Raw genomic sequence first — 21,912 nt, forward strand, 5'->3', positions numbered from 1 at the left:
GTACGATAGTAATCCTGCTTTTCTGCTCTCATGCGCTGGACTTTTGCTTCAATCTCTTCAAGTGCATGAGGGTTAGAGGCAAGCAGTTCCTCTTTATTACCGAAATTTTCGAGGACGCGCACCTTCGGTTTCTTCGTCTGAGGATCACGAAAGGATTCAATAATCCGGACGTATTCTTTGCCTCTTGATTGATAAACCTGCATGTTCATAAGATGCTCGCCTCCTTATAACAACCATAACATATATACATTCATAATACAATAATAAAAATAATAAATAAGCGGTAACCCTTACTGTCTCAAGGGTTACCGCTTATTTATTTCGATAAAACTGCAAAAGTCAGGAAAAAGGCGCTCCGCACTGTGGTTTGTATGGACATGCTTGGATGTTCTCCGTTCGAAGAAGTGTGCTTGTTCAATCTGCTGAGCTTATTCCTTCTGAGCTGGTGTGTCCTTTGAACAGAATCACAAATGACCATATGTTGATTATCATTGAGCTTCAATTGAAGCAGGGCTTCTGCGGGTGAATTCATTTACGAATGAACTGATATAGGGATTCATTTATAAAGGAAAAAAAGGGATTTATGCAAATTGGCGTTTTAACGAAAGTCTTATAGGTAATAGGTAAACAGTAATCATGGAAGGAGGTACCATCTTGGCTGACAAGAAAAAATCCCCATTACCTAACGACACGGTTTCCTGTATTGCAGCTGGTTCTGTGGCAGGAGCGGCGCTCGGACTGCTCTACTCCAGTCCAAAAGCACGGAAAGCGGCTGTTTTTACGGCAACCTCTCCAGCAGGAAAAGCAATCGGCACCCATCTCTTTTCATCGGCACAAAACTATTTCTTATCCGAAGTGCAGTCCCAGGTAGAAGATAAGGTACCAGGGGGCAGATTCATTAAAAATGTGCTCCCTTCACCAGATACTACATCCGCATCCAAAGAAGGTGCTTCTGATGAAGAAGACGGAACGGAGGAGGAAGTAGAAGCGCTCAAAAAAGATCAGGAAGATCTGGATGAGCGGCTGCAGCGTATTGAAACGATGCTCAGTAAACTTCTCGAGGAAGATGATGAAGACGATGAAGATGCAGAGAACGAGGAAAAGGAGGATGAATCATGAGTGAAGAAAAGAAAAAGCCGGGAACAATAAAATGTACAGTAACCGGAGCATTGATAGGCGGAACAGCCGGTTATTATCTCTGTCCCAAAAACAGGGAGAAATTAAAAGAAAAGCTGGAGGAGGTGGATTTTGACGAATTAAAGGAAAAAGGTAGTGCTCTGGCCTCTGAGTGGAAAGACAAGACGACCGAGAATACGAAGAAGCTGACTGGTGCTCTGTTCCAGCGAGACAACGGTGATGAGGAAGAAGAGGAGGAGCAGGAAGAAAGTGCAGAAGAGGAAACCGAAAGCTCCACCCGAAAGAACCGGGGTCAATCCAAGCGTGCTGCAAAAAATGCAGAAAAAGAGAACGAACAGCTGCGGAGCCGGATCGATGAGCTTGAAGAAAAGCTTGAGCAGGTCCTGAGCCAGGAAGACAGTGAAGGCGGAGAGCAGCGCAGCACGAAGGTAGCAAAATCTTCTTCCAGCCGGAAAAAAAGTTCTTAAGGAAAAGGGGAACCGATAATGCCGGGTATCGTGAAGGAGAAAGATGTTATACTTCAGTTAATGATCGACGCAGTGAATGAGAGCAGCGACTATGAAATTGCTGTGACGTTAAATACCGGTGGACTGCTGATCAGTGGCACGCTGGCAGGTGTATCGGATTATTTTGAAGAATTGAAGAAAGAATTTGAAGGCGGTCACGAACAGGATGAACATATCCGGAGTCAGCTGGACCGTGCACTGGAAAGGCTGGATGCTGCATCAGATTCCGACATCAGCTATATCCATCTGAAAGGTGCACGTATCTATGACCCTTCCGGAAATGCCGTTCCGAATACCGATACCGTTCTCTGGCGGGGACAGCTGAAAGAAGTAGATGGCTTTTTCCTCGGCGCCCTGGAGAGAACGTAGAGGAGGTGTGCCGTGTCAGAGGATAAAGAAGATCTCCAGGAGAAAGCAAAAGTGCTGAAAAAGCAGGCAAAAAAGTCTGTGAAGAAAGCCGGCAAAGACATTCAGAAAGAAAGTGACACTGCCGATAGTGTCGGGACAGCGGCGAATATCGCCAAGCATGTCTACGACAAGTTTGAGCACGCTTCAGAAGCAAAAGAAGAAATCAAGGAAAGTGTTGACGAAGCTGGTGACAAGCTGCAGGAGACGAAAGAAAAAGCGCTCTCCAAAGCAGAAGATGCCAAAGAAGAGCTGAAAAACCAAGCTGAAAATGCGAAGGAAGAAGTGATGGACAATGCTCTCACAAGCCAGAGCGAATCCTCAGACGATGGGATTAAGATGGTGAGTGACATTAAAGGGTATTCCGGAGTAAAAGGTGCGAGCCGCGTCAAAGGGGCCGCACACATTAAAAAACCTTAAGGAGTGGATCTATAATGGCTATTCAAAAATCAACTGATTCGTCCAGTCTTGCAGACATCATCGACCGTATCCTGGACAAAGGTATTGTTATTGACCTCTATGCCCGCATCTCTCTCGTAGGTATTGAGCTGATCACGATTGAAGCCCGTGTTGTTATTGCAAGTGTGGATACATGGCTCCGATATGCAGAGGCTGTCGGCCTTCTCCGAGACGAAGTACAGGGTGAAATCGATCCTGACGTAGCTCAAGGCGGACGAGAGCAGCTGAACTTCGCCTGATAAAGAACACTTCACGCTTCAACTGTCGTTGAACGGCTGAGTGCCATCAGAAGATATGCACTTCTGGTGGCACTTTTTCCAAAGCCGGATCTCCTGACGCCGGCTGTTCCATCGAAAACACCACACAGACTGGAGGAATTACCATGAAAGCGGATGAAGTAATGAAGGTAGTGAAAGAATTTTTTGAAGAACATCTGAACCCCGTACACCGAATAACCTCTGTCAACAACAAAGGGAACTATGTGGAAGCGGGTGTGGAAGTCATCGAGGAAAAAGAATACATGAAACGATACGGAAGGGACCAGTTGATCGGCATGTATCAGGTAAGATTGAACAACAAAATGGAAGTCACCTCTTTCGAACGCATTGGTCTCCGTAAGCGGACATCCACGATCGAGGAGAAAGAAAAGGAAGAAGCATAAGGGAGGTCTGTCGGTATGGGATTCTATTTATTGGGAGTCATACCAGAAGCGGAAGAACGAACATACCCCGACATTAAGCTGGCCGGCAAAACGTGCAAGGTGACGTCGGTTCCTGTAAAAGACATGTCGGTGATCTGCGCAAAAGCTCCCGTCCAAGTCTACGTGCCGAGCAGGGAGAATGCCAAAGGTCACCAGAAGGGCGTGCAGGAAATCATGAAGTATCACTCTGTCATCCCGGTCAGCTTCGGCAATGTCGTTGAGTCTGAGAAAGATGTCAAAAAGTTTCTTTCGCAGTTGAGGCCGGAGTTTCAGCGCGTATTTCCAAAGATAAAAAACAAAATGGAGGTCGGGCTGAAGCTCACCGCATCAAAAGAATGGCTGCAGGAGCAGGCGGCTGGTGATAAGCAGCTGCAGAAACATGCTGGGAAAGGCAACGGCCACATGTATCAGCAGATTGAGGCCGGCGAAGCTTCGAAAGCATGGGTGGAGCGTTTTCAGAAGAAATTTGATCAGGAAGTATTCCGCCCTCTCGCTGCTGTTGCGGACGCGGCCAAGTCGAATGAAGTCGTAGATCCCCGTATGCTGTTGAACGCTGCCTTTCTGCTTGACTACGAGAAAGAAGAAACGTTTGATAAGAAAGTCAATGAGCTGTATGAGGAGTGGGGAGATCATATCTCCTTCACCTACACCGGACCATGGCCGGCATATAACTTTATTGATATTCAAGTGAAGGCGTCAGGATCATGATTAAAAAGCTGTTCACCTGGCCTCTCGACACCGTGCTGTTCGTCGGGCGGAAGGTGAAAGATGAAGTAGATCAGGAGCTGTACGACCTGGAAACGATCCAAAAAAAACTGGTTCAGCTGCAGATGCTTCTGGAGCTTGGCGAAATATCAGAGGAAGCATACGAAGAAGAAGAAGCTGTGCTCCTGGAGCGTTATGAGAATGCAAAGCGGATGGAGATGGAAGGGGAGCAGGAATGAGTTATTACTATGTATATGGATTCATGCCGACGGATGTCGGCATTGATTATCCGGAAGCTGCCGGCATCGATGGGGACGATGTAAAATATGCAGCTGAGGAGCGGATCACCGTGGTTTACACGGAAGTCTCACCCGACGTGTACGGAGAAGCTGCGCTGCAGAAACAAGTAGAAGACGTGCAATGGCTGAAAGAAAAGGCGTTTCATCATCATGATATCGTTCAGCATCTTTACAAGCAGGGCCAGGTCATCCCCCTCACGTTCGGCACCGTGTATGAAAACTATCAGAATGTCGAAGAGACTGCCCGCTTTTATCAGGATGCGATGCATGAGCTGTTTGAAGAGCTGGAAGGGACAGAAGAGTGGAGCATCAAACTTTTCGTCGATAAAGATCAATACAATACTTATATGAAGAATGACTCCGACCTTCTGCAGGATCGGATCAAAGAGATAGAAGCGATGCCGAAAGGAAAGCAGTTTTTTGAGAAGCGGAAGCTGAAAGAGTGGCTGGAGAATGCGTCGGAGGAGGAGCTGAAAAAAAAGGCGCACGAACTGCATGAGCAGCTGCAGCAGCTGACAAAGAAAGCGTCGTCGAAGAAAAATTGGAGCCGTCAGGCAAGCGGCAGAAAAGAAGAAATGTTCTGGAACGGTGTGTACCTGCTTGCCGGGGAGGAACAGTTGAAAGAGGTAGAAGCGCTCGTCCGTTCTTTTCAGGACGACTATGAACATCAGGGAATCATCGTGGAAGCTACCGGGCCATGGCCTGCCTATCACTTTGCTGTGCTGCCTCAGATGGAAAAACCGGACTAAGGAGGAGCTATGGCTTTAGACAGAGACAAAGAAGTTGCGCTGGTGGACGTTCTGGATGCCGTCCTCCAGAAGGGTGTTGTTGTAAAAGGGGATATCATGCTCTCCATCGCCGATATTGACCTTGTCTATATTGATCTGCGTCTGCTCATTTCCGCAGTGGATACACTGCAGAAGCCGGCAGAGAAAGGAGTGGAGGAAGTTGAGTAACGGAGAACTGACAACAAGAACCAACAGTGGACATATTGCACTGGATCCGGAAAAGGCAGAAGAAGGACTCGCCCAGCTCGTGCTTACAGTGATCGAGCTGCTTCGTGATCTGGTGGAACGACAGGCCATGGCGCGCGTGGACAGCGGCTCTCTTTCGGAAGAAGAAGTGGAACGCCTCGGCGAAGCGTTGATGAACCTGGAAGAGAAAATGGAAGAAATGAAATCCTATTTCAACTTGTCCGATGAAGATTTGAACATCGACCTCGGTCCTCTCGGGAACCTGCTGTAGCAGCCGCGATATTTTAAAGGAGTGTTCACATGGAAGAACGTAATGTAATGAAAACCCCGCTCGGATCGAACAGCCTGGTGGATGTTCTCGAAACGGTGCTGGATAAAGGGGTGATCATCGCCGGAGATATCTCGATCAATCTGGCTGAAGTCGAACTGATCACGATCCGCATCCGGCTGTTCATCGCTTCTGTAGATAAAGCGAAGGAAGTCGGCATGGACTGGTGGGAAACAGATCCTTACTTTTCGTCTAATGCGGCGAAAGACAACCGCCTGGAAGAAGAAAACCGCGAGCTGAGGGAACGGCTCGAAAAACTGGAGAGCCAGTCACAGCCATCCGGTAACGACAAGGAAGAAGAGGCTTCCGCTTCTGGTAAAGCGGACTCGGAGGAGTCGTCCAGTTGATCGTGAGTCGATGCGGACCGTCTGCATCGGTGAAGAACGGAGTTTTCTGATGGACGATGTCGGAGAGGTGTATCATGACGCACCGGGAGCGGATGACTTCCGGCGGTCGTCAAAAAAGAATATGCACACAGCCCGTTGGAACAGCCTTCTGACGGGCTTTTTCTGTATGTAACACCTGGCCTCCTTCCAGCAGATCAAAAGCCCTCCTGCACGTTCCAGGCGCTTCTCCTGCCGGGTGATGAAGCGGCCCGCCCCTCAGCGGAGCATCGTCCCTTGGATGATGGCAGCACGTACCCTCGTCTGCCTCGCTCTTTTTTCTCAGATGATAAGAATGTGTACGTTTGACGGCGCTATGTCGGCTGCGAGGCAAGCAGGAAGCCCGCATGCTTCCCTCTAAGAACCTGCGGAACACGCCGTTCCGACCAAAAGGCGCTCTGCGTTTTTTGTTCCAGGATAGGAATGTATAACTTTTCATACAAGGGGACGGCGGCATCGTACGCTGAGCGGGAAGAACGTAGAACCTGTTCTTCCCTTGAAAAGCCTGCAGCGACGATGCACGCCGTTCCGACCAAAAGACGCTGCGCGTTTTTGTTCAGCGGCAGCAGGACGGAGTGTGATACGATATCCCTCGGGAGGTGGGTGAAACATGAATACACCGGAAGGCATGGAACAGTTTCCGCTGGAATATGCGATACCGTTTGTACTAGTAGATTTTGCGCTTACATTGGCTGCATTAATTTCCTGTGTCAGGCAGGATATGACGAAGAAACAGCGGGTGATCTGGGTGTTGGTGATTGTCTTTATCAATTTCGTCGGCCCAATCATCTACTTTATATTTGGAAGAAATAAGGCATCATCGACGAAGCAGGAGCCTGAAAATTAAAACTATTTCGTTTCAGCTATGGATGCACACTTGAGCCTGCTGTAAAATGAGAGAAGCAGGGAGGGAAATCATCATGACGGAAAAAGAACGAGAACTATTATTGCTGATTGAAAGAGAAGGAAGAATGCCTGCAGAGAAACTGGCTAAAATGCTGGATCTGCCAATGAACGACGTCAAGGGCATGCTTAGAGAACTGGAAGAGCGGAAAGTGATTCACGGGTATTCTGCTATTATAGATTGGACGAAAGCCTCCGGCGCTGAAATGGTGACCGCGATGATCGACGTGAAAGTCACACCGCAGCGCGGCGTGGGGTTTGATGAAGTGGCAGAGCGGATTTATCGCTTCCATGAAGTGAAAGCCTGCTACCTGATGTCCGGCACGTACGATTTATCTGTCGTGATCGAAGGCAAAACGATGTCAGAGATCGCGAATTTTGTTTCAGAAAAGTTATCTACGCTGGAGTCGGTTATTTCAACAACAACCCACTTCCGCCTGAAGCAGTACAAACACGATGGCATTATCTTTGATGAAGACGATGATGAAGATCATCGAATGGTGGTATCGCCATGACAAACGTGTCCTCCAGTCATCACGTACAGCTCTCCAATGCTGTAGACAGCATCGCCCCGTCCGGCATCCGTCGTTTTTTTGATTTGGCATCATCGATGGATAACATTATCTCTCTTGGTGTCGGGGAACCTGATTTTACGACGCCTTGGAGTGTCCGTGAAGCGAGTATCCATTCCCTTGAACGAGGATTGACTGCCTATACGGCGAATGCTGGACTGATCGAGCTGCGCAGGGAAGTAAGCCGTTATTTGGACGATCGTTTTCAGACCGAGTACGACCCGGAGTCAGAGGTTGTCATAACGGTCGGAGCCAGTGAAGGGCTGGATATTGCTGTCAGAACCGTTGTAAACCCAGGAGATGAAGTGCTGATAGTTGAGCCTTGCTTTGTGTCCTATGCGCCGCTCGTGACGCTGGCAGGCGGTGTTCCTGTGCCTGTGCCGACGTTCATGAAAGATGATTTTGCAGTGACGGCAGAGAATATCAGGAGCAGAATCACGCCGCGGACGCGGGCGCTGATGCTCTCTTTTCCGAACAACCCGACCGGTGCGGTAATGAACGGCGGAGCACTGCAGGCGGTAGCGGATGTGGTCAAAGAACACGATCTCGTTGTGCTGTCTGACGAAATTTACGCAGAGCTTGCCTATGATGAAGAACACGTGAGCACAGCAGCATTGGAAGGCATGTGGGAGAGAACGATCCTCATCAGCGGCTTTTCCAAATCCTTCGCCATGACAGGATGGCGCGTCGGATACGTCTGCGCCCCGGAGCCGTATGCCGCCGCTATGCTCAAAATCCACCAGTATGCGATGATGTGCGCTTCGACGATGGCCCAGTACGCGGCGTTGGAAGCGATGCAGAGCGGGCAGGAAGAAATGGAAGAGATGGTCGTCAGTTACCGGCACCGTCGGAATTACTTTGTCCGGTCTCTCCGCGAAGCCGGATTGTCCTGTCATAAACCCGGCGGTGCGTTCTATGCCTTTCCGTCCATTGAATCGACCGGCCTCAGCTCCGAGCAGTTCGCCGAGCGGCTTCTGCTGGAAGAGCGCGTCGCGGTTGTCCCGGGACACGTGTTTGGAGCCGGCGGGGAAGGGCATGTCCGCTGCTCCTACGCTGCTTCGATGAGTCAGCTGGAGGAAGCCGCAGCGAGAATCGGGCGGTTTACCGCGCGCGTAAAGAAAGAATCTTAGAGGACTTTGTTTTTTTGAAAAAACGTGTTATAATTACACAGTTAAAAAATATTTAGGAGTTGTTTGCATGTCAGGTCAATACGAAGCAGGAAGTATTGTTGAAGGTAAGGTAACTGGAATCAAGCCGTTTGGTGCGTTTGTTGCACTTGATGAGAAGAAGCAGGGACTCGTCCACATCTCTCACATCGCTCACGGTTATGTGAAAGACATCAACGAAGAGCTGTCTGTCGGAGATCAAGTGAAAGTGAAGATTCTATCCGTAGACGAAGAGTCCGGTAAAATCTCTCTTTCTATTAAAGAAACACAGCCGAAGCCGGAGCGTCCAGAACGCCAGGGCGGCGGCGGTGGAGGCGGCGGTCCTCGTCGTCAAAACAACCAGCAGCAGAGTCAGCCACAAGGCTTCAACACGCTGGAAGACAAGCTTAAAGATTGGCTCAAGCAGTCAAACGAAATTCAGGCAGACCTCAACAAGCGTATCAAGAAGTAAGATCCCAGTTGTAATTACTGAATACACTTCCTATTAAAAAGAACTGTTTCTCCTTCGGGGGAAGCGGTTCTTTTTTTCGGTTCTAAAATAAATGTTGGGGAAAGATTCTGGCCTGCCGACCTCTGTCGATGCAAGCGACACCTACGGAGAGGGAGGATCCATAATCGCCTGCCGTGCTGCTGCGCGCGGTTTCGTCCTTTCCGCATGGAGCGTGAATAGCGCTTAGAAAAGATGAGCGTCGTTTTCTTTGCGTCTCAAGGGACTCTATAGAATAATAGTAGACGATAGATCATCAGAGGAGGGTCAGACATGGACTCATTTGTATATCGGAATCCAACGAAATTGATTTTTGGCGAAGGCCAGGTGCAGGAACACCTTGCGGAGGAATTGAAACAGTTCGGCACGCGTGTACTGCTCGTATATGGTGGAGGAAGCATCAAAAAGAACGGATTGTACGATGAAGTGACGAGCCTGCTGCAGGAGCACGGCTTAGAGGTGCATGAACTCGGCGGCGTGGAGCCCAATCCCCGGCTTAGTACGGTTAGAAAGGGCATTGAGACGGCACGGGAGCATGACGTGGATGTCCTGCTTGCGGTCGGCGGTGGCAGCGTCATTGATGCTGTCAAAGCGATTGCAGCAGGCAGTAAATATGATGGCGATGTGTGGGATCTGGTCACGAAAAAAGCACAGGCAGCAGATGCCCTTCCATTTGGAACCATCTTGACGCTTGCAGCAACCGGTTCGGAAATGAACGCAGGTTCTGTTATTACAAACTGGGAAACGCACGAAAAATACGGATGGGGCAGTCCGCACGTCTTCCCGGCCTTTTCCATTCTGGATCCGTTGAATACGCTCTCGGTTCCTGAAAATCATACCGTTTACGGCATCGTCGATATGATGACGCACGTACTGGAGCAGTATTTCCATCCGCAGGAGACCACACCTCTGCAGGAGCATATGTGTGAAGCTGTTCTGAAAACAGTCATCGAGACAGCGCCGGGGCTCGTGCAGAACCTGGAGGATAAAGAGCGGAGAGCGGTCGTGCTCTATGCCGGTACGATTGCCTTGAACGGCACGCTGCAGATGGGTGTCCGGGGAGACTGGGCTTCGCATAACATTGAGCATGCCGTTTCGGCTGTTTATGACATTCCGCACGCAGGAGGTCTCGCGATTCTCTTTCCGCAGTGGATGCGTCATCATCGAAAGCTCGGCAGGAGAAAACTCGTCCAGCTCGCCGAGCGCGTCTGGGGCATTGCACCCGCTGGAAAATCGGAAGACCAGCTGGCTGAAGAAGGCATTCAAAAGCTGGAACAGTTCTGGCAGTCGCTCGGCGCGCCGTCGCGGCTGGCAGACTATGACATCGACGAGAGCCGCTTTGATGAAATGGCAGACAAAGCGATGATCAACGGGCCTTTCGGTAATTTCAACAAGCTGAACAAAAAGGATGTACTCGATATCCTCGAAGCCTCCAAGTAACGGAGACGAGGGAGGATGCGGCTGCGGGTCTCACCGCGGCCGGACCGAAAAAAGAATCGTCCGTGAATCCGAATTCATTGCCCCGGGGGCTTGCAACCCGGGGCTCCTTTTTATAAAGTGAAAGAGAAATGAAAATGAATCTAAAGGAGACGTGACTTATGAATACGATCCGTTTTGATTATTCACAGGCGGCAGGCGAGCTGCAGCAGACAGAAATCGACCAGCTGCAGCGCGCGGTAACAGGAGCGCATGAGGACCTCCACAACGGGACGGGAGCTGGAAGCGACTTCCTTGGATGGATTGACCTGCCCGTGAACTATGACCAGGAAGAGTTCGCCCGTATTAAACAGGCAGCAGAAAAAATCAAGTCTGATTCGGACGTACTAATCGTCATCGGTATCGGCGGCTCGTATCTGGGTGCCCGGGCTGCCATTGAAGCATTGACGCACACGTTCTACAACGAACTTGGCGGCGACCAGCGCGGTGCCCCGCAGATTTTCTATGCAGGCAATAACATCAGTTCCACGTACGCCAAGCATTTGATGGAGCTGGTGAAAGACAAGGATGTCTCCGTCAATGTGATTTCCAAGTCCGGAACTACAACCGAACCAGCCATTGCCTTCCGTTATTTCAGGGAATTTCTGGAGAATAAATATGGCACAGAGGAAGCGCGCCGGCGTATTTATGCGACAACCGACAAGCAGAAAGGCGCATTGAAGCAGCTTGCTGACGAAGAAGGCTATGAATCCTTTGTCATTCCGGATGACGTGGGCGGCCGATTTTCCATTTTCACAGCGGTAGGCCTTCTTCCGATTGCTGCAGCCGGTCTCGATATTGATCAGATGATGAAAGGAGCAGCAGATGCCCGGAATGCATACGCTGACGCGGACATCGAGAATAACGAAGCATATCAGTATGCAGCAGTCCGTCATGCTCTCTATCAAAAAGGGAAAACGATTGAACTGATGGTCAACTATGAACCAGCACTTCACTATACAGGAGAATGGTGGAAGCAGCTGTACGGAGAGAGCGAAGGAAAAGACGGAAAAGGGCTGTTTCCGGCTGCTGCAGACTTCTCCACCGATCTGCACTCGCTCGGTCAATATGTGCAGGACGGGCGTCGTCAGTTGTTTGAAACCGTACTCCATGTCGGCAGCGAAAAAGAAACCGTCACGATCGGTAAAGACAAGGATGACCTCGACGGACTCAACTATTTGACGGGCGAGTCTATGGGATTTGTGAATGACAAAGCTTATCAGGGAACGATGCTGGCCCATATTGACGGGGGAGTTCCCAACCTTGTCATTGAGATTCCGGAACTGAATGAATACCATTACGGCTGGCTGATCTATTTCTTTGAAAAAGCGGTCGGGATCAGTGGATACCTGCTCGGAGTGAATCCATTTGATCAGCCGGGAGTGGAAGCATACAAGAAAAACATGTTTGCCCTGCTCGGGAAGCCAGGTTTTGAAGAAGAAAAAAAGGAGCTCGAACAGCGTCTGCGTCAGCAGGACTAATCGTAATCAGCAGAAGTCCGGTCTGAAAGCCTGCCGGATCGGTACAACAAGCGCGGTATGTCATCATGTGACATACCGCGCTTGTTTGACTTTGTGGGAAAGACGTCACAGCAGGATGACGATGGCCTTGTCGTTCGCGAGGGGAGGACGAGGGTCTGTTCTTCTTTCTAAAAACCTTTAGAACAAGAAACAATGAGCTTTCATAGAGAGAGTCCTGCATGGAGCGGGACAGTGTACGACATCTTTGAGGCATCCCTCGCCGCTTTCGTTTGGAGCGAAAGGCAGTGTTTCCTCGCTGGCATTTGTCTGCTGAAAGAGAAAAGAGAGTTCTCCTGTTCCGGGAGAACTCTCTTAAACACCTGGAGTGTGCCTTATTCAGGAACAGCTGCATCACCGATGTGCCTCCTGCCTGACGTTCATGGTGATGCAGCTGCATGCTGATTTTCCATCCGCGGGTTCCATGCCCGCAGCGATTGTTTTCTTCCACTTCTGTTTTCTACGGCTGCCGGAAGTTGACCCGGCCGATCAGAAAACAGGAAAGAGGAGGCATGCATTCGTTATTTTCCTTCTTCCTCTTCTTTCTTGAGTTCGCGTGCTTCGTCTTCGTCCATGATATTATCAGGTTCTTCTACGAGAACATCGTCTTCCAGCTTCCGTTCCGCTCGGAGATCCTCCAGAGCTGCGTAAATACGCTGGCGTTCGACAGGCAGGGAGCCGTCTCTCAATTCAGTAAACAGTGCTTTGAGCAGACAGTAGACCATGAGGAGCATAATGATCATGAATGGAAATCCTCCGACCAGCGAGGCGGTCTGCAGGGCGGTAAGACCACCGGCAAGAAGCAGCACGATCGCAAACAGGCCTTCCATGATCCCCCATGTGATACGCAGGCGTGTCGGCGGCAGCGGATTCCCTTTAGAGGTGAGCATGCCGATGACGTACGTACCGGAGTCGGAAGAAGTGACAAAGAAAACGGTGACAGACAGCATTGCTACTGCAATGAGCAGGGTCGACAGCGGGAATTCATTCAGCAGGGCAAAGAATCCCTGTGCTTCATCCGCCAGTACCTCATCCAAAATATCGATGCCGCCGAAGTGCTGTTCAAACAAGGCTGCACCACCGAATACACTAAACCACATCATACTTCCGACAGTTGGAACGAGCATGACCCCGATCGCAAAGCTGCGGATGGTCCGGCCGCGGGAGACACGGGCAATAAAGGAACCGACAAACGGTGCCCAGGCAATCCACCATGCCCAATAGAAAATGGTCCAGGCATCATACCAGCCTTCTGTCCCTTCCCCGGCTGCGTCAATACCGAAGGACATCGACAGCAGGTTCTGCAGGTAAGCCCCAGTGGAATGAGTGAACGCATTGAAGATAAAGAGTGTTGGGCCGAGGATGAGTACAAAGAGCATCAACATACCTGCAACACCGAGGTTGATCTGGGACAGCCATTTGATCCCTTTATCAATCCCCGTGGTTGTTGAAATGATTGCAAGTGCTGTGACGACGACCACAATCATAATCCAGAGTCCTTCGCTGTTTTCCCAGCCGAACAGCTGCTCGAGGCCGCCGCCGATCTGCATAACACCAAGCCCGAGAGACGTGGAGATACCAAACAAGGTTGCGAGGACACCGATAATGTTGACTGTGTTACCGATACCTCCGTCCAGACGATCCCGGCCGAGCAGCGGCTCCAGCGTAGAGCTGAGAAGCATCGGCAGGCCTTTACGATAGGAAAAGTAAGCGAGGGCACAAGCAACGATGGAATAGATCGCCCATGGATGAAAGCCCCAATGGAAAAACGAATACTGCAGAGCAAGGTGAACGGTTTCTTCCGTTCCTCCTTCTCCGAAAGGCGGCCAGTCATAGTGGTTCAGCGGTTCAGAAACGCCCCAGAATAAGAGGCCGATCCCCATCCCGGCGCTGAAGAGCATTGCGAACCAGGCAGGCAGCGGATATTCCGGTTTCTCATTGTCCTCACCAAGCTTAATTTCCCCTATTGGACTAAGTATGAGGAAGATAGTGACGATCAAGAAGATACTGGCGCCTAAAATGAAGGTCCAGCCTAAGTAAGTAGTTGTCCAGTCAAAGGTGGCATCCATAGCCTGGTTAAAGGTATCACCAAGCGAGATCCCGACAATGACAAATGCAGAAGCAAGAATCAGAGAAATAATAAATACGGGTGTTTTCAGTGTGTCACTGAACGACGTCAATCCTTTCGGACGTTGTTTCGGTTCCTTTGGCATACGAGCACCTCCTGAATTTTATGTGAACACTATTTATAATAAGGATCAAGCAGCAGTCTGCTTTGTCCGTATTACCACTCGGGTAGTCGTTCGGTAAAGAAATCAGTGTTTGTGCTGCTCTGCGGAAAGACGCGAACGCATCGTCCAACGCGGGAAGATCGGGCGGTATGTTCTCTGTAACAGTTTGCAATCAGATGTAGCCTGACTGCATAAAAGAAGGATAACGAACATACAGCGGGCTGTAAATGTAAAAAATGTACAAAAAATAGATATTTGCGTTTGAAAATGCAGATTCCGGGGAATCTGTGTCTTCTTCCTGCCTCTATACAGTAACCTAATAAATAAGATTTTAAACATAATGAAACATAAAAATCCGGCAGACGAAGAGCGCTGCCGGAATGTCATCCGAAAAAACGATCGTTCACAGGAGCTCCCCGAAGCAGAAAAAGCCCGGCAGCTCCCTTTTTATCTAAAGGCAGGCACCCAGCTTCTCCTTTCAGGAAAAAAACGTCCTGTATAAAAAAAGTTCTGCTCGTGATTCTGATTACTAACGAGAGAAGACGCAGCTCCAGTACGGCAGGCGGCGTAAATCTTCTGACGCACAGCGGGTCCTGACGGCATGCCGCTATGCGAAAGCCGGGAAATGCAGGTGAAGTAGAAAAAGCCGCCCGGCATGGCGGCGGTGTGCGCTTCTATCGCTGGAAGGTGCAGGCATTGAAGCCATAAAAAAAGCCGGCGCAGCCGGCTGGTACGTTATGTATGGTGGAGCCAGGGGGATTCGAACCCCCGACCTCTTCGCTGCCAGCGAAGCATTCTCCCGCTGAACTATGGCCCCGTGCACGATGATTATCATAGCAGAGGAGAGAATTTTTGACAAGAGGTTTATGAAAAAAGTATAAATAGAATATACCAGGCTGCACCGGCAACCACGGCTGTGACAAAGCCGCTGACGACATTTTCTTTGATGATTTTTTTATGTTTCACCCAGTCAAACATCGTCCAGCCGATAAAAATCGTCAGTGCAAAAATAACTGCTTCTATCATCTTCTGCCTCCTTCATCTCTCTGTCGGCATATTATATCAGAAGGATGGGAACTCGGAAAGCAATCATAGACTACTGGAGGAACCTTATGCTGTTATCGAAAATATACGACCCGTTGATGATGCCTTTGGAACAGGCAGTTTTAAAGAAGAAGCGCAAAGCACTCCTCAGGCATGCGGCAGGACGGGTGCTGGAAATCGGGTCCGGAAGCGGGCTCAGCTTCCCTCATTATCCAGCGCACGTGACCTCCTTCGATGCCATAGAACCGGACGACCGGATGCGGGAGCGTTCCCTCCCCAGGCTGCTTCGATCCCGTCTTCCGGGGATGGTGCAGAAGGGGAAAGCAGAACGGCTTCCTTTCGGAGATCATTCATTTGATACGATTGTTGTGCAGCTGGTACTCTGTTCAGTAGAAGATCCGCTTCAGGCACTCGAAGAGATCAAACGCACGGCAGCACCGGGCGCAAAAATTCTGCTGCTGGAACATGTACGTCCCCCGGCGGGAGGAGCTGCGGCTGATCTGCTGACGCCCTGCTGGCGGAACGTATGCGGTAACTGTCACTTAAATCGAGAGACAGATAAACTGATGGCTGCAGGCGGTTTTCACCTCGAAGCAGTCGATGGACGGGTGCTTCTTTCCATTCACGCCTCCCTTGACCGTCAGTGATCCTATACAGAAGGGAAGACTTAGACGATGATCTACCGCAGTACCCAGGAAGTTATACATGACCTTGAGCATCATGGACACCTCGTGCGCATCCAGGAGGAAGTGGATCCTCATCTGGAGATGGCCTCCCTTCATTTGAAAATGTATGAAGCCGGGGGTCCGGCCCTTTATTTTGAAAACGTCAAAGGAAGCAGCTATCCGGCTGTTTCGAATTTATTCGGAACGATCGAGCGAAGCGAATTTATTTTCCGCCGCACCCTTGAACCGGTGAAGAACGTGATGGAAGTCCGGAATGATCCGGCTGCAGCGATGAAAAAGCCGTGGCGGCATGTCGGCAGCGGGCTGGCCGCATTGAATGCACTGCCCTTCAGACGGAGGTCGATGGAGGCGTCGGATATGAAAGAAATACAGGTCGAGGATCTGCCGCTGATCCAGCACTGGCCGGATGACGGGGGGGCCTTTATCACGCTTCCACAGGTCTATACCGAAGATCCTGATAAACCGGGTGTGATGAATGCCAATGTCGGGATGTACCGGGTGCAGCTCTCAGGGAACGAATTTGATCTGAATAAGGAAGCCGGCATGCATTATCAGATCCACCGCGGCATAGGCGTCCATCAGTCGAAAGCGAAAGCAGCCGGAAAACCGTTGAAAGTCAGTATCTTTGTCGGCGGACCGCCTGCTCATACGCTCGCGGCAGTCATGCCGCTGCCGGAAGGCCTCAGTGAATTGACTTTTGCCGGGCTGCTGGCAGGGCGTCGGTTCCGGTATACGTACGATGAGCATGGCAGTGCCGTCAGCCTGGACGCAGATTTTGTGATCACGGGGGAGATCTATCACGATGAAGTGAAACCGGAAGGCCCTTTTGGGGACCACCTCGGCTATTACAGCCTGACCCACGACTTTCCAGTCCTCCGGATCGACAAAGTATACGCCCGGGAGAATGCCGTCTGGCCGTTTACTGTCGTCGGCCGTCCTCCCCAGGAGGATACGACGTTCGGCGCGATGATACATGAGCTGACCGGCGGCGCCGTGAAGCAGGAAATACCCGGCGTAAAAGAGGTACATGCGGTTGACGCCGCAGGAGTGCATCCTCTGCTGCTGGCTGTCGGGAGCGAACGCTACACCCCCTATGCAGAAACGCAGAAGCCCGCAGAACTGCTCACCATTGCGCACCGCATTCTCGGTACCGGACAGCTGAGTCTGGCAAAATACGTCTGGATTACCGGCGGCGACTGCCCATCTGCTGATGATGAAGAAGCATTTTTCCAGTATATGCTCGAGCGGATGGATCTGCGGCGGGATCTTCATTTTCACACGAATACGACCATCGATACGCTGGACTATACGAGCGGCACGCTCAATGAGGGCAGTAAAGTCGTCCTGGCGGCCTATGGGAGCAGGAAACGGGAACTTCAAAAGGAAATCCCTGCTGCTGTGCAGGAGCATGATCAAGTCCTGAAGGCAGAGACCGTCATGCCCGGCATCGCCGCGCTGGAGCTGCAGGACGGGGCGGATGCATCGGCTTTTGCTGCCTCTCTGTCGGACCATTCCGGCCTGGACGGAATGCCGCTGCTGATTCTTACTGATGATGCGGCATTTACCGCCGCTTCCATCGACAATTTTGTCTGGACCACATTTACGAGAAGCAACCCATCCCAGGACATGCACGGGACGAATGCGGGAACCAGGGATAAGCACTGGGGATGTGATCAGATGATTATTGATGCACGAAGAAAAGCGCATCACGCTCCTCCACTTATTCCAGATCGAGAGACGGAAGAAAAAGTGAAGCGGTTTTTTGACGATGGCGGTCCGCTCGCGCCGTGGAAGAAAGATGTGCAGCTGGAGGAGAGAAGTTAAAAGTTTGTGAACAACGCGGCCGCATATGTCTTTTCTCTATGTTATCTGGTACAGTGGGGTAGAACAGACGCTGCGCATGGGCGCACTGTAAAGGAGGGATGACCCTGTGAAGCAATGGAAATGGCTTTTGGCAACTGGACTGTTGATGATTATTGCAGCCGGCTGCTCAAACGAAGCGCTGGATGCATCGGATATTAATGTTTCTGACTATGAACAAACGCTGGAGAGCGCCTCCGGCGGTGAAGAGACGGTGTTCACCGACGACCGGGCGGATGTATACTTCTATTTTACAGGGGTGGACTGAACAGTCTGCATGGACCAGCTGGTTCAGCTGGATGAGCAGAGAGAAGAACTTGAAGAACTTGGTTATAATGTGTATGGCATCAGCCCGGCACCACCGGAACAGCATCAGCAGGCAATCGATCACTTTGATCTCGACATTGAACTGCTTTCTGATCCGATGGGGCAGGTGGGCATGGATCATGACTTCATCGATGATGAGAATATGATTTACCGTGGATTCATGGCGGTGCAGCCTGAAACGAACCAATACGTGAAAGAAATTGATTATCTTGCCGGAGATAACATTGATCAGGTGAAAGAGACCCTCGAATCGATGAATCCGTAAGATAGATACGCAGCAGATGCTCGTGAAAGCCACCTGCTGCAAGACAGACGTGCACTGGGAGACCAATCCAGTGCACGTCTTTTTGGGCTCTGCTGTCAGCAGGTTTATCCCATCGGCCCAGCGGGAAAACGGTAAACAGTTTATGATTCAAAGGAGGATGATCAAACATGAGCCGCCATATTCAAGTATATGTACCAACGGAGAACGACGCTGAAAATCTTGCAACAAGCTTGAAAAAGTACAGTGTATCCAACGTGACTGTGGAGCGTATCCCGGATCAGGACCTCTCTTCGGATTTCGTGATTGTTCCTGCCGCTTCGATTGGAAATGTTGGAGCCGGTCATCAGGGGCACCCATCCATGTTCGCATCGCTCCATTCCTTAAAGGAGCAGATGACAGCTGACAATCAACCTTCCCCGGACTATGTCGTTGGATTTTCGGTGGAGGAAGACCAGCGGAGCGACGTGATGCAGGAAATTAAACAAGTGGACAACGCGTATCTCGATAAGGAAGAAGCGGAAGAAAGCTGACGGCTGCTCTCCGTATAAAACACGATGCCTTTCGTATAGAGGTGTTATCAGGGTACTTGGTAACACCTCTTTTTCGTTGTATAAAAAAGTATAAGTTTTCATACAGGGGGACGGCGGCTTCATTCGGCTCAGGCGAACAGGAGGAACATCCATGCGTACCTGCGCTATCTGTTGGAAACCCTGCCGAACCTGCCGTCCCTGAGTCCCGATGTTCTAAAGGCGTACCTGCCGTGGGCGCCGGCCATGAAGGAAGCCTTTGTGTTCAAGCCGGAATAAGCGTTACCAGCGGCCGATGGGTGTATGCCGCTCTTGAAAAAGAGGAAGGTATACGGCTTTCTCGCGTGCCCGAGCAGAAGGCGCGGCTCAGGATCAGCGAGCGGTTTTCTTGCGACGAGTAACCGCAGAAGCGCCGTCTGAAAATCCCTTCTTCCCCGGGAGAGGGGAAGAAGGACTTGAAGACAAGCCCTGCGGAAAGCCCGGCGCGGCAGGCACAGCGCCTGATTTACGTACGTATTCTTTGACGCTTACACAAAGTTTACATCGACGCGTGCGCATGCTTGAACGCTGACGCTTCTTCCTCGTTGTGGTACGCTGGGGATAAATTCTGAGTAGGTAGAGAGGAGGGAGTGGACGCGGAAAGTCGACGACGTCTACGCTGAAGATGACACGATCTGGAAACATTTATTGTGTAGGAAGAAACTATCAGTTACACGCGGAAGAGCTGGGGAATAAAGTGCCGGAGGAACCGATGCTGTTTGCCAAACCGCCGGCGTCCCTCATGAATGCAGAGAGAGAGAAAACGATAGACCTCCCTGGAAACAGAGGAGCGGTGCATGTTGAAACAGAACTGGTGGTCCGTCTCAAGCAGTCCTGGGCAGCCTCGGACTCCTTGGCTGATGCCATCGACGGAGTGGCTGTCGGCATCGATTGGACGCTGCGGGAGGTGCAACAGCGTCTGAAAGAAGCAGGACATCCGTGGCTCAAGGCGAAAGGGTTCAAAGGAGGCGCCCTCCTTGGACCGATGCATCCCTTTTCCGAAACAGCCTGGCAGCAGACGTCCTTCGGTCTCCGTCGGAATGGCCGCCTGCAGCAGGCAGGAAGCCCGGAACAGATGGTGTTTCCATTAGCACGGCTGCTGGACGAGGTGGAGGACTGGTTTGGCACATCTGCAGGAGACCTTTTGTACACCGGAACTCCAGCCGGCGTCGGGCCCGTCGAGGACGGCGATCAGGTGGAGCTGCTCTTTCAAGAACAGGTAGACTGTCGCTTTACCGTTCGGAAGAGAACATAATCGAAAAACGAGGGCTGCGGGAGTTTCTGCCTGAAAGAGCGGTGCACCTTACATCGACAGCCCGCGCAGCCGCTTGAAGACAAGGCTATGTTATCGTTTGTTGTGGATTTCATCCGCTTTCGGCGGATGCTTGCTCAGGGGGTTATCCCTTGAGCGTCGCCGCCTATCGCTGCTTTCATCAAATAACAACAACAAGCTTTAATAGAGCTTAAGACAAAAGCCTGTCAGACACAACACTGTCTGACAGGCTTTTGTCGATTGGTTCGCTGATGCTGTCGATCCCGTCCTTTATTCTGCTGCGGGAGCAGGGTGGGTAAAACGAGGAAGATAAGCGCGATGAGCGTCCAGCATTTCGTCCAGTATTGTCTTAGCCAGTTCATCCGACTGGACGAGCGGGTTGATCGTCATAGCAAGAAGCGCTTTTTCGTAGCTTCCACTAACCGCGGCCTCGGCAGCCACCCGTTCAAAAGACTTAATCTGCTGCACGAGCCCCTGGACAGCTACCGGCAGTTCGCCGACAGTAATCGGCCTTGGACCGTCTTTCGTAATAACCGAACTTACTTCAACAGCAGATCCAGGATCGATGCCGCTGATCGCTCCGTTGTTTTTCGTATTGACCGGCTGAATGTCCCGCTTATCGTTATAAATGGAGTTGATCAGACTGCACGCTGCATCGCTGTAGTAGGCACCACCACGCTGGGACAGCTGTTCCGGCTTCTCACGCAGCTCTGTGTCTTGATACAGTTCGAACAGCTCATGCTCGAGCTGCTGCACGACCTCAGCCCGCGTTCCCTCTTCTTCAGCTTCCTGCTGCTCCCGTTCGAGCATCTGCTTCGTTTTATAGTAGTAGCGGTGGTACGGGCAGGGGAGAACGCCAAGTGCCCGGAGAAAGTCCGGATCCCAGCCGAGGTCGACAATGTTCCGCATCGTCATGCCCGACTCTCCGGAAGCGAGTTTATCAACTACTTCTGTAGTCACCTCTCTGCCATCCAGGTAAATATGAAGACCGAACACCATATGGTTCAGCCCGGCAAAATCGATATGAACCCGATCCGGTGCAACATCCAGCATCGCAGCGGTCCCCATCTGCATCCCGACAGGAACATTACACAGCCCGACAAAGCGCCGCCAGTTCGTATGACGATAGACGGCTTCGGTCACCATGCCGGCCGGATTCGTAAAGTTGATGAGCCAGGCATCAGGGCAGAGCTCCTCCATATCCTCAATGATGGACAGCAGTACCGGAATCGTCCGCAGCCCCTTCATCAGCCCGCCAGGACCATTCGTTTCCTGACCGATCACCCCGTGCTTCAGCGGAATCCGTTCATCCAGCGCTCTGGCATCCAGAGAGCCGACACGGAACTGCGTCGTCACAAAATCCGCCCCGGCAAGTGCTTCTCTCCGGTCCAGCGTCGTATGCACCTTGATCGGCAGGCCGGCTTCCTCCACCATACGTTCAGCCAGCGCGCCCGTAATGCGGAGCTTTTCCCTTCCTTCTTCCACATCGACGAGCCACAGCTCTGTGATTGGGAGTTCCTCATACCTCCGGATAAAGCCTTCGACCAGCTCCGGCGTGTAGCTGGAACCTCCACCAATGGTTGCGATTTTCAATCCTGACATGCTGATACCTCCTTGTATTTGTTCATTGTTTGTTAAAATAC

The 21,912-nt window shown here is 51.1% G+C and carries 27 protein-coding genes, 1 tRNA gene and 1 pseudogene; 24 read left to right on the top strand and 5 right to left on the bottom strand.

Features of this window, described 5'->3' with window-relative positions; genetic code table 11:
- A pseudogene (locus G477_RS0110790) lies at positions 1-209 on the bottom strand (IS1634 family transposase); the annotation flags it as partial.
- A 445-nt stretch (positions 210-654) separates the two neighbouring features.
- On the opposite strand from G477_RS0110790, the gene G477_RS0110795 reads away from it, so the two are divergent.
- The 18 genes from G477_RS0110795 to G477_RS0110885 all read left to right on the top strand — a co-directional run bounded on the left by G477_RS0110795 (position 655) and on the right by G477_RS0110885 (position 11,981).
- On the top strand, positions 655-1,119 hold the full coding sequence (locus G477_RS0110795; RefSeq protein ID WP_026697961.1) for a hypothetical protein: 465 nt from the start codon (positions 655-657) through the stop codon (positions 1,117-1,119).
- Positions 1,116-1,604, top strand: a complete 489-nt coding sequence (gvpT, locus tag G477_RS0110800; RefSeq protein ID WP_026697962.1) for a GvpT/GvpP family gas vesicle accessory protein — start codon at positions 1,116-1,118, stop codon at positions 1,602-1,604. The genes G477_RS0110795 and gvpT overlap by 4 nt, the downstream gene beginning before the upstream one ends.
- 18 nt (positions 1,605-1,622) lie before the next feature.
- Entirely contained in the window at positions 1,623-2,012 is a 390-nt protein-coding gene (gene gvpU / locus G477_RS0110805) for a gas vesicle accessory protein GvpU (protein WP_026697963.1), read from the top strand.
- A 12-nt stretch (positions 2,013-2,024) separates the two neighbouring features.
- Complete coding sequence (locus G477_RS0110810) at positions 2,025-2,468, top strand: YtxH domain-containing protein (protein WP_026697964.1); 444 nt, start codon at positions 2,025-2,027, stop codon at positions 2,466-2,468.
- Positions 2,469-2,482: 14 nt separating this feature from the next.
- Positions 2,483-2,746, top strand: coding sequence for a gas vesicle structural protein GvpA (gene gvpA, locus G477_RS19390; protein ID WP_035211857.1), 264 nt, complete (start codon positions 2,483-2,485; stop codon positions 2,744-2,746).
- A 143-nt stretch (positions 2,747-2,889) separates the two neighbouring features.
- Positions 2,890-3,168 (top strand): gas vesicle protein GvpO, encoded by a 279-nt coding sequence (locus G477_RS0110820; protein ID WP_026697965.1) that lies wholly within the window; start codon positions 2,890-2,892, stop codon positions 3,166-3,168.
- A gap of 15 nt (positions 3,169-3,183) precedes the next feature.
- The gene (locus G477_RS0110825) at positions 3,184-3,915 is read left to right on the top strand and encodes a GvpL/GvpF family gas vesicle protein (protein ID WP_035211859.1); all 732 of its coding nucleotides are present in this window, start codon (positions 3,184-3,186) and stop codon (positions 3,913-3,915) included.
- Positions 3,912-4,151, top strand: coding sequence for a gas vesicle protein GvpG (locus tag G477_RS0110830; protein WP_026697967.1), 240 nt, complete (start codon positions 3,912-3,914; stop codon positions 4,149-4,151). The genes G477_RS0110825 and G477_RS0110830 overlap by 4 nt, the downstream gene beginning before the upstream one ends.
- A complete protein-coding gene (locus G477_RS0110835; RefSeq protein WP_026697968.1) occupies positions 4,148-4,960 on the top strand; it encodes a GvpL/GvpF family gas vesicle protein in 813 nt (270 codons plus the stop codon). The genes G477_RS0110830 and G477_RS0110835 overlap by 4 nt, the downstream gene beginning before the upstream one ends.
- A 9-nt stretch (positions 4,961-4,969) precedes the next feature.
- On the top strand, positions 4,970-5,167 hold the full coding sequence (locus tag G477_RS19395) for a gas vesicle protein (RefSeq protein WP_035211861.1): 198 nt from the start codon (positions 4,970-4,972) through the stop codon (positions 5,165-5,167).
- Positions 5,160-5,456, top strand: coding sequence for a gas vesicle protein K (locus G477_RS0110845; RefSeq protein WP_026697969.1), 297 nt, complete (start codon positions 5,160-5,162; stop codon positions 5,454-5,456). The genes G477_RS19395 and G477_RS0110845 overlap by 8 nt, the downstream gene beginning before the upstream one ends.
- Positions 5,457-5,503: 47 nt before the next feature.
- Positions 5,504-5,860, top strand: coding sequence for a gas vesicle protein (locus G477_RS0110850; RefSeq protein WP_026697970.1), 357 nt, complete (start codon positions 5,504-5,506; stop codon positions 5,858-5,860).
- A 646-nt stretch (positions 5,861-6,506) separates the two neighbouring features.
- Positions 6,507-6,743, top strand: coding sequence for a PLD nuclease N-terminal domain-containing protein (locus G477_RS0110860; protein WP_026697971.1), 237 nt, complete (start codon positions 6,507-6,509; stop codon positions 6,741-6,743).
- 67 nt (positions 6,744-6,810) lie between these two features.
- Positions 6,811-7,314 carry an Lrp/AsnC family transcriptional regulator gene (locus G477_RS0110865; protein ID WP_026697972.1) on the top strand — a complete coding sequence of 168 codons (504 nt, stop codon included), beginning with the start codon at positions 6,811-6,813 and terminating at the stop codon, positions 7,312-7,314.
- Entirely contained in the window at positions 7,311-8,501 is a 1,191-nt protein-coding gene (locus tag G477_RS0110870; protein ID WP_026697973.1) for an aminotransferase, read from the top strand. Before G477_RS0110865 ends, G477_RS0110870 begins: the two co-directional genes overlap by 4 nt.
- Positions 8,502-8,568: 67 nt before the next feature.
- Entirely contained in the window at positions 8,569-8,988 is a 420-nt protein-coding gene (gene yugI, locus G477_RS0110875; RefSeq protein WP_026697974.1) for a S1 domain-containing post-transcriptional regulator GSP13, read from the top strand.
- Between the two features lie 309 nt (positions 8,989-9,297).
- Positions 9,298-10,464, top strand: a complete 1,167-nt coding sequence (locus tag G477_RS0110880; RefSeq protein WP_026697975.1) for an iron-containing alcohol dehydrogenase — start codon at positions 9,298-9,300, stop codon at positions 10,462-10,464.
- Between the two features lie 158 nt (positions 10,465-10,622).
- Entirely contained in the window at positions 10,623-11,981 is a 1,359-nt protein-coding gene (locus G477_RS0110885; RefSeq protein ID WP_026697976.1) for a glucose-6-phosphate isomerase, read from the top strand.
- Positions 11,982-12,538: 557 nt separating this feature from the next.
- Here G477_RS0110885 and G477_RS0110895 read toward each other — a convergent pair.
- From G477_RS0110895 to G477_RS21390, 3 genes are all read right to left on the bottom strand, one after another.
- Positions 12,539-14,230 (bottom strand): BCCT family transporter, encoded by a 1,692-nt coding sequence (locus G477_RS0110895; protein WP_035211864.1) that lies wholly within the window; start codon positions 14,228-14,230, stop codon positions 12,539-12,541.
- 760 nt (positions 14,231-14,990) lie between these two features.
- Positions 14,991-15,065, bottom strand: a tRNA-Ala gene (locus G477_RS0110905).
- Between the two features lie 47 nt (positions 15,066-15,112).
- Positions 15,113-15,274, bottom strand: coding sequence for a hypothetical protein (locus G477_RS21390; RefSeq protein WP_170203874.1), 162 nt, complete (start codon positions 15,272-15,274; stop codon positions 15,113-15,115).
- A gap of 86 nt (positions 15,275-15,360) precedes the next feature.
- Here G477_RS21390 and G477_RS19400 point away from each other — a divergent pair, with 86 nt between their 5' ends.
- The 6 genes from G477_RS19400 to G477_RS0110945 all read left to right on the top strand — a co-directional run bounded on the left by G477_RS19400 (position 15,361) and on the right by G477_RS0110945 (position 20,251).
- A complete protein-coding gene (locus tag G477_RS19400) occupies positions 15,361-15,939 on the top strand; it encodes a class I SAM-dependent methyltransferase (RefSeq protein WP_035211867.1) in 579 nt (192 codons plus the stop codon).
- A 27-nt stretch (positions 15,940-15,966) separates the two neighbouring features.
- Positions 15,967-17,802 (top strand): UbiD family decarboxylase, encoded by a 1,836-nt coding sequence (locus tag G477_RS19405; RefSeq protein WP_051287939.1) that lies wholly within the window; start codon positions 15,967-15,969, stop codon positions 17,800-17,802.
- A gap of 106 nt (positions 17,803-17,908) precedes the next feature.
- Positions 17,909-18,106: a hypothetical protein gene (locus tag G477_RS0110925; RefSeq protein ID WP_026697978.1), complete on the top strand. Its 198-nt coding sequence runs from the start codon at positions 17,909-17,911 to the stop codon at positions 18,104-18,106.
- 9 nt (positions 18,107-18,115) lie between these two features.
- The gene (locus G477_RS0110930; RefSeq protein ID WP_026697979.1) at positions 18,116-18,430 is read left to right on the top strand and encodes a redoxin domain-containing protein; all 315 of its coding nucleotides are present in this window, start codon (positions 18,116-18,118) and stop codon (positions 18,428-18,430) included.
- A 167-nt stretch (positions 18,431-18,597) separates the two neighbouring features.
- Positions 18,598-18,960 (top strand): hypothetical protein, encoded by a 363-nt coding sequence (locus G477_RS19410; protein ID WP_035211869.1) that lies wholly within the window; start codon positions 18,598-18,600, stop codon positions 18,958-18,960.
- Positions 18,961-19,621: 661 nt separating this feature from the next.
- Entirely contained in the window at positions 19,622-20,251 is a 630-nt protein-coding gene (locus tag G477_RS0110945; RefSeq protein WP_026697980.1) for a fumarylacetoacetate hydrolase family protein, read from the top strand.
- Between the two features lie 288 nt (positions 20,252-20,539).
- On the opposite strand, the gene G477_RS0110950 is transcribed toward G477_RS0110945, so the two are convergent.
- On the bottom strand, positions 20,540-21,871 hold the full coding sequence (locus G477_RS0110950; RefSeq protein WP_026697981.1) for a 6-phospho-beta-glucosidase: 1,332 nt from the start codon (positions 21,869-21,871) through the stop codon (positions 20,540-20,542).
- Between the last annotated feature and the right edge of the window lie 41 nt (positions 21,872-21,912).

It is taken from the genome of Alkalicoccus chagannorensis DSM 18086 (assembly GCF_000429725.1).
GTDB lineage: Bacteria > Bacillota > Bacilli > Bacillales > Salisediminibacteriaceae > Alkalicoccus > Alkalicoccus chagannorensis.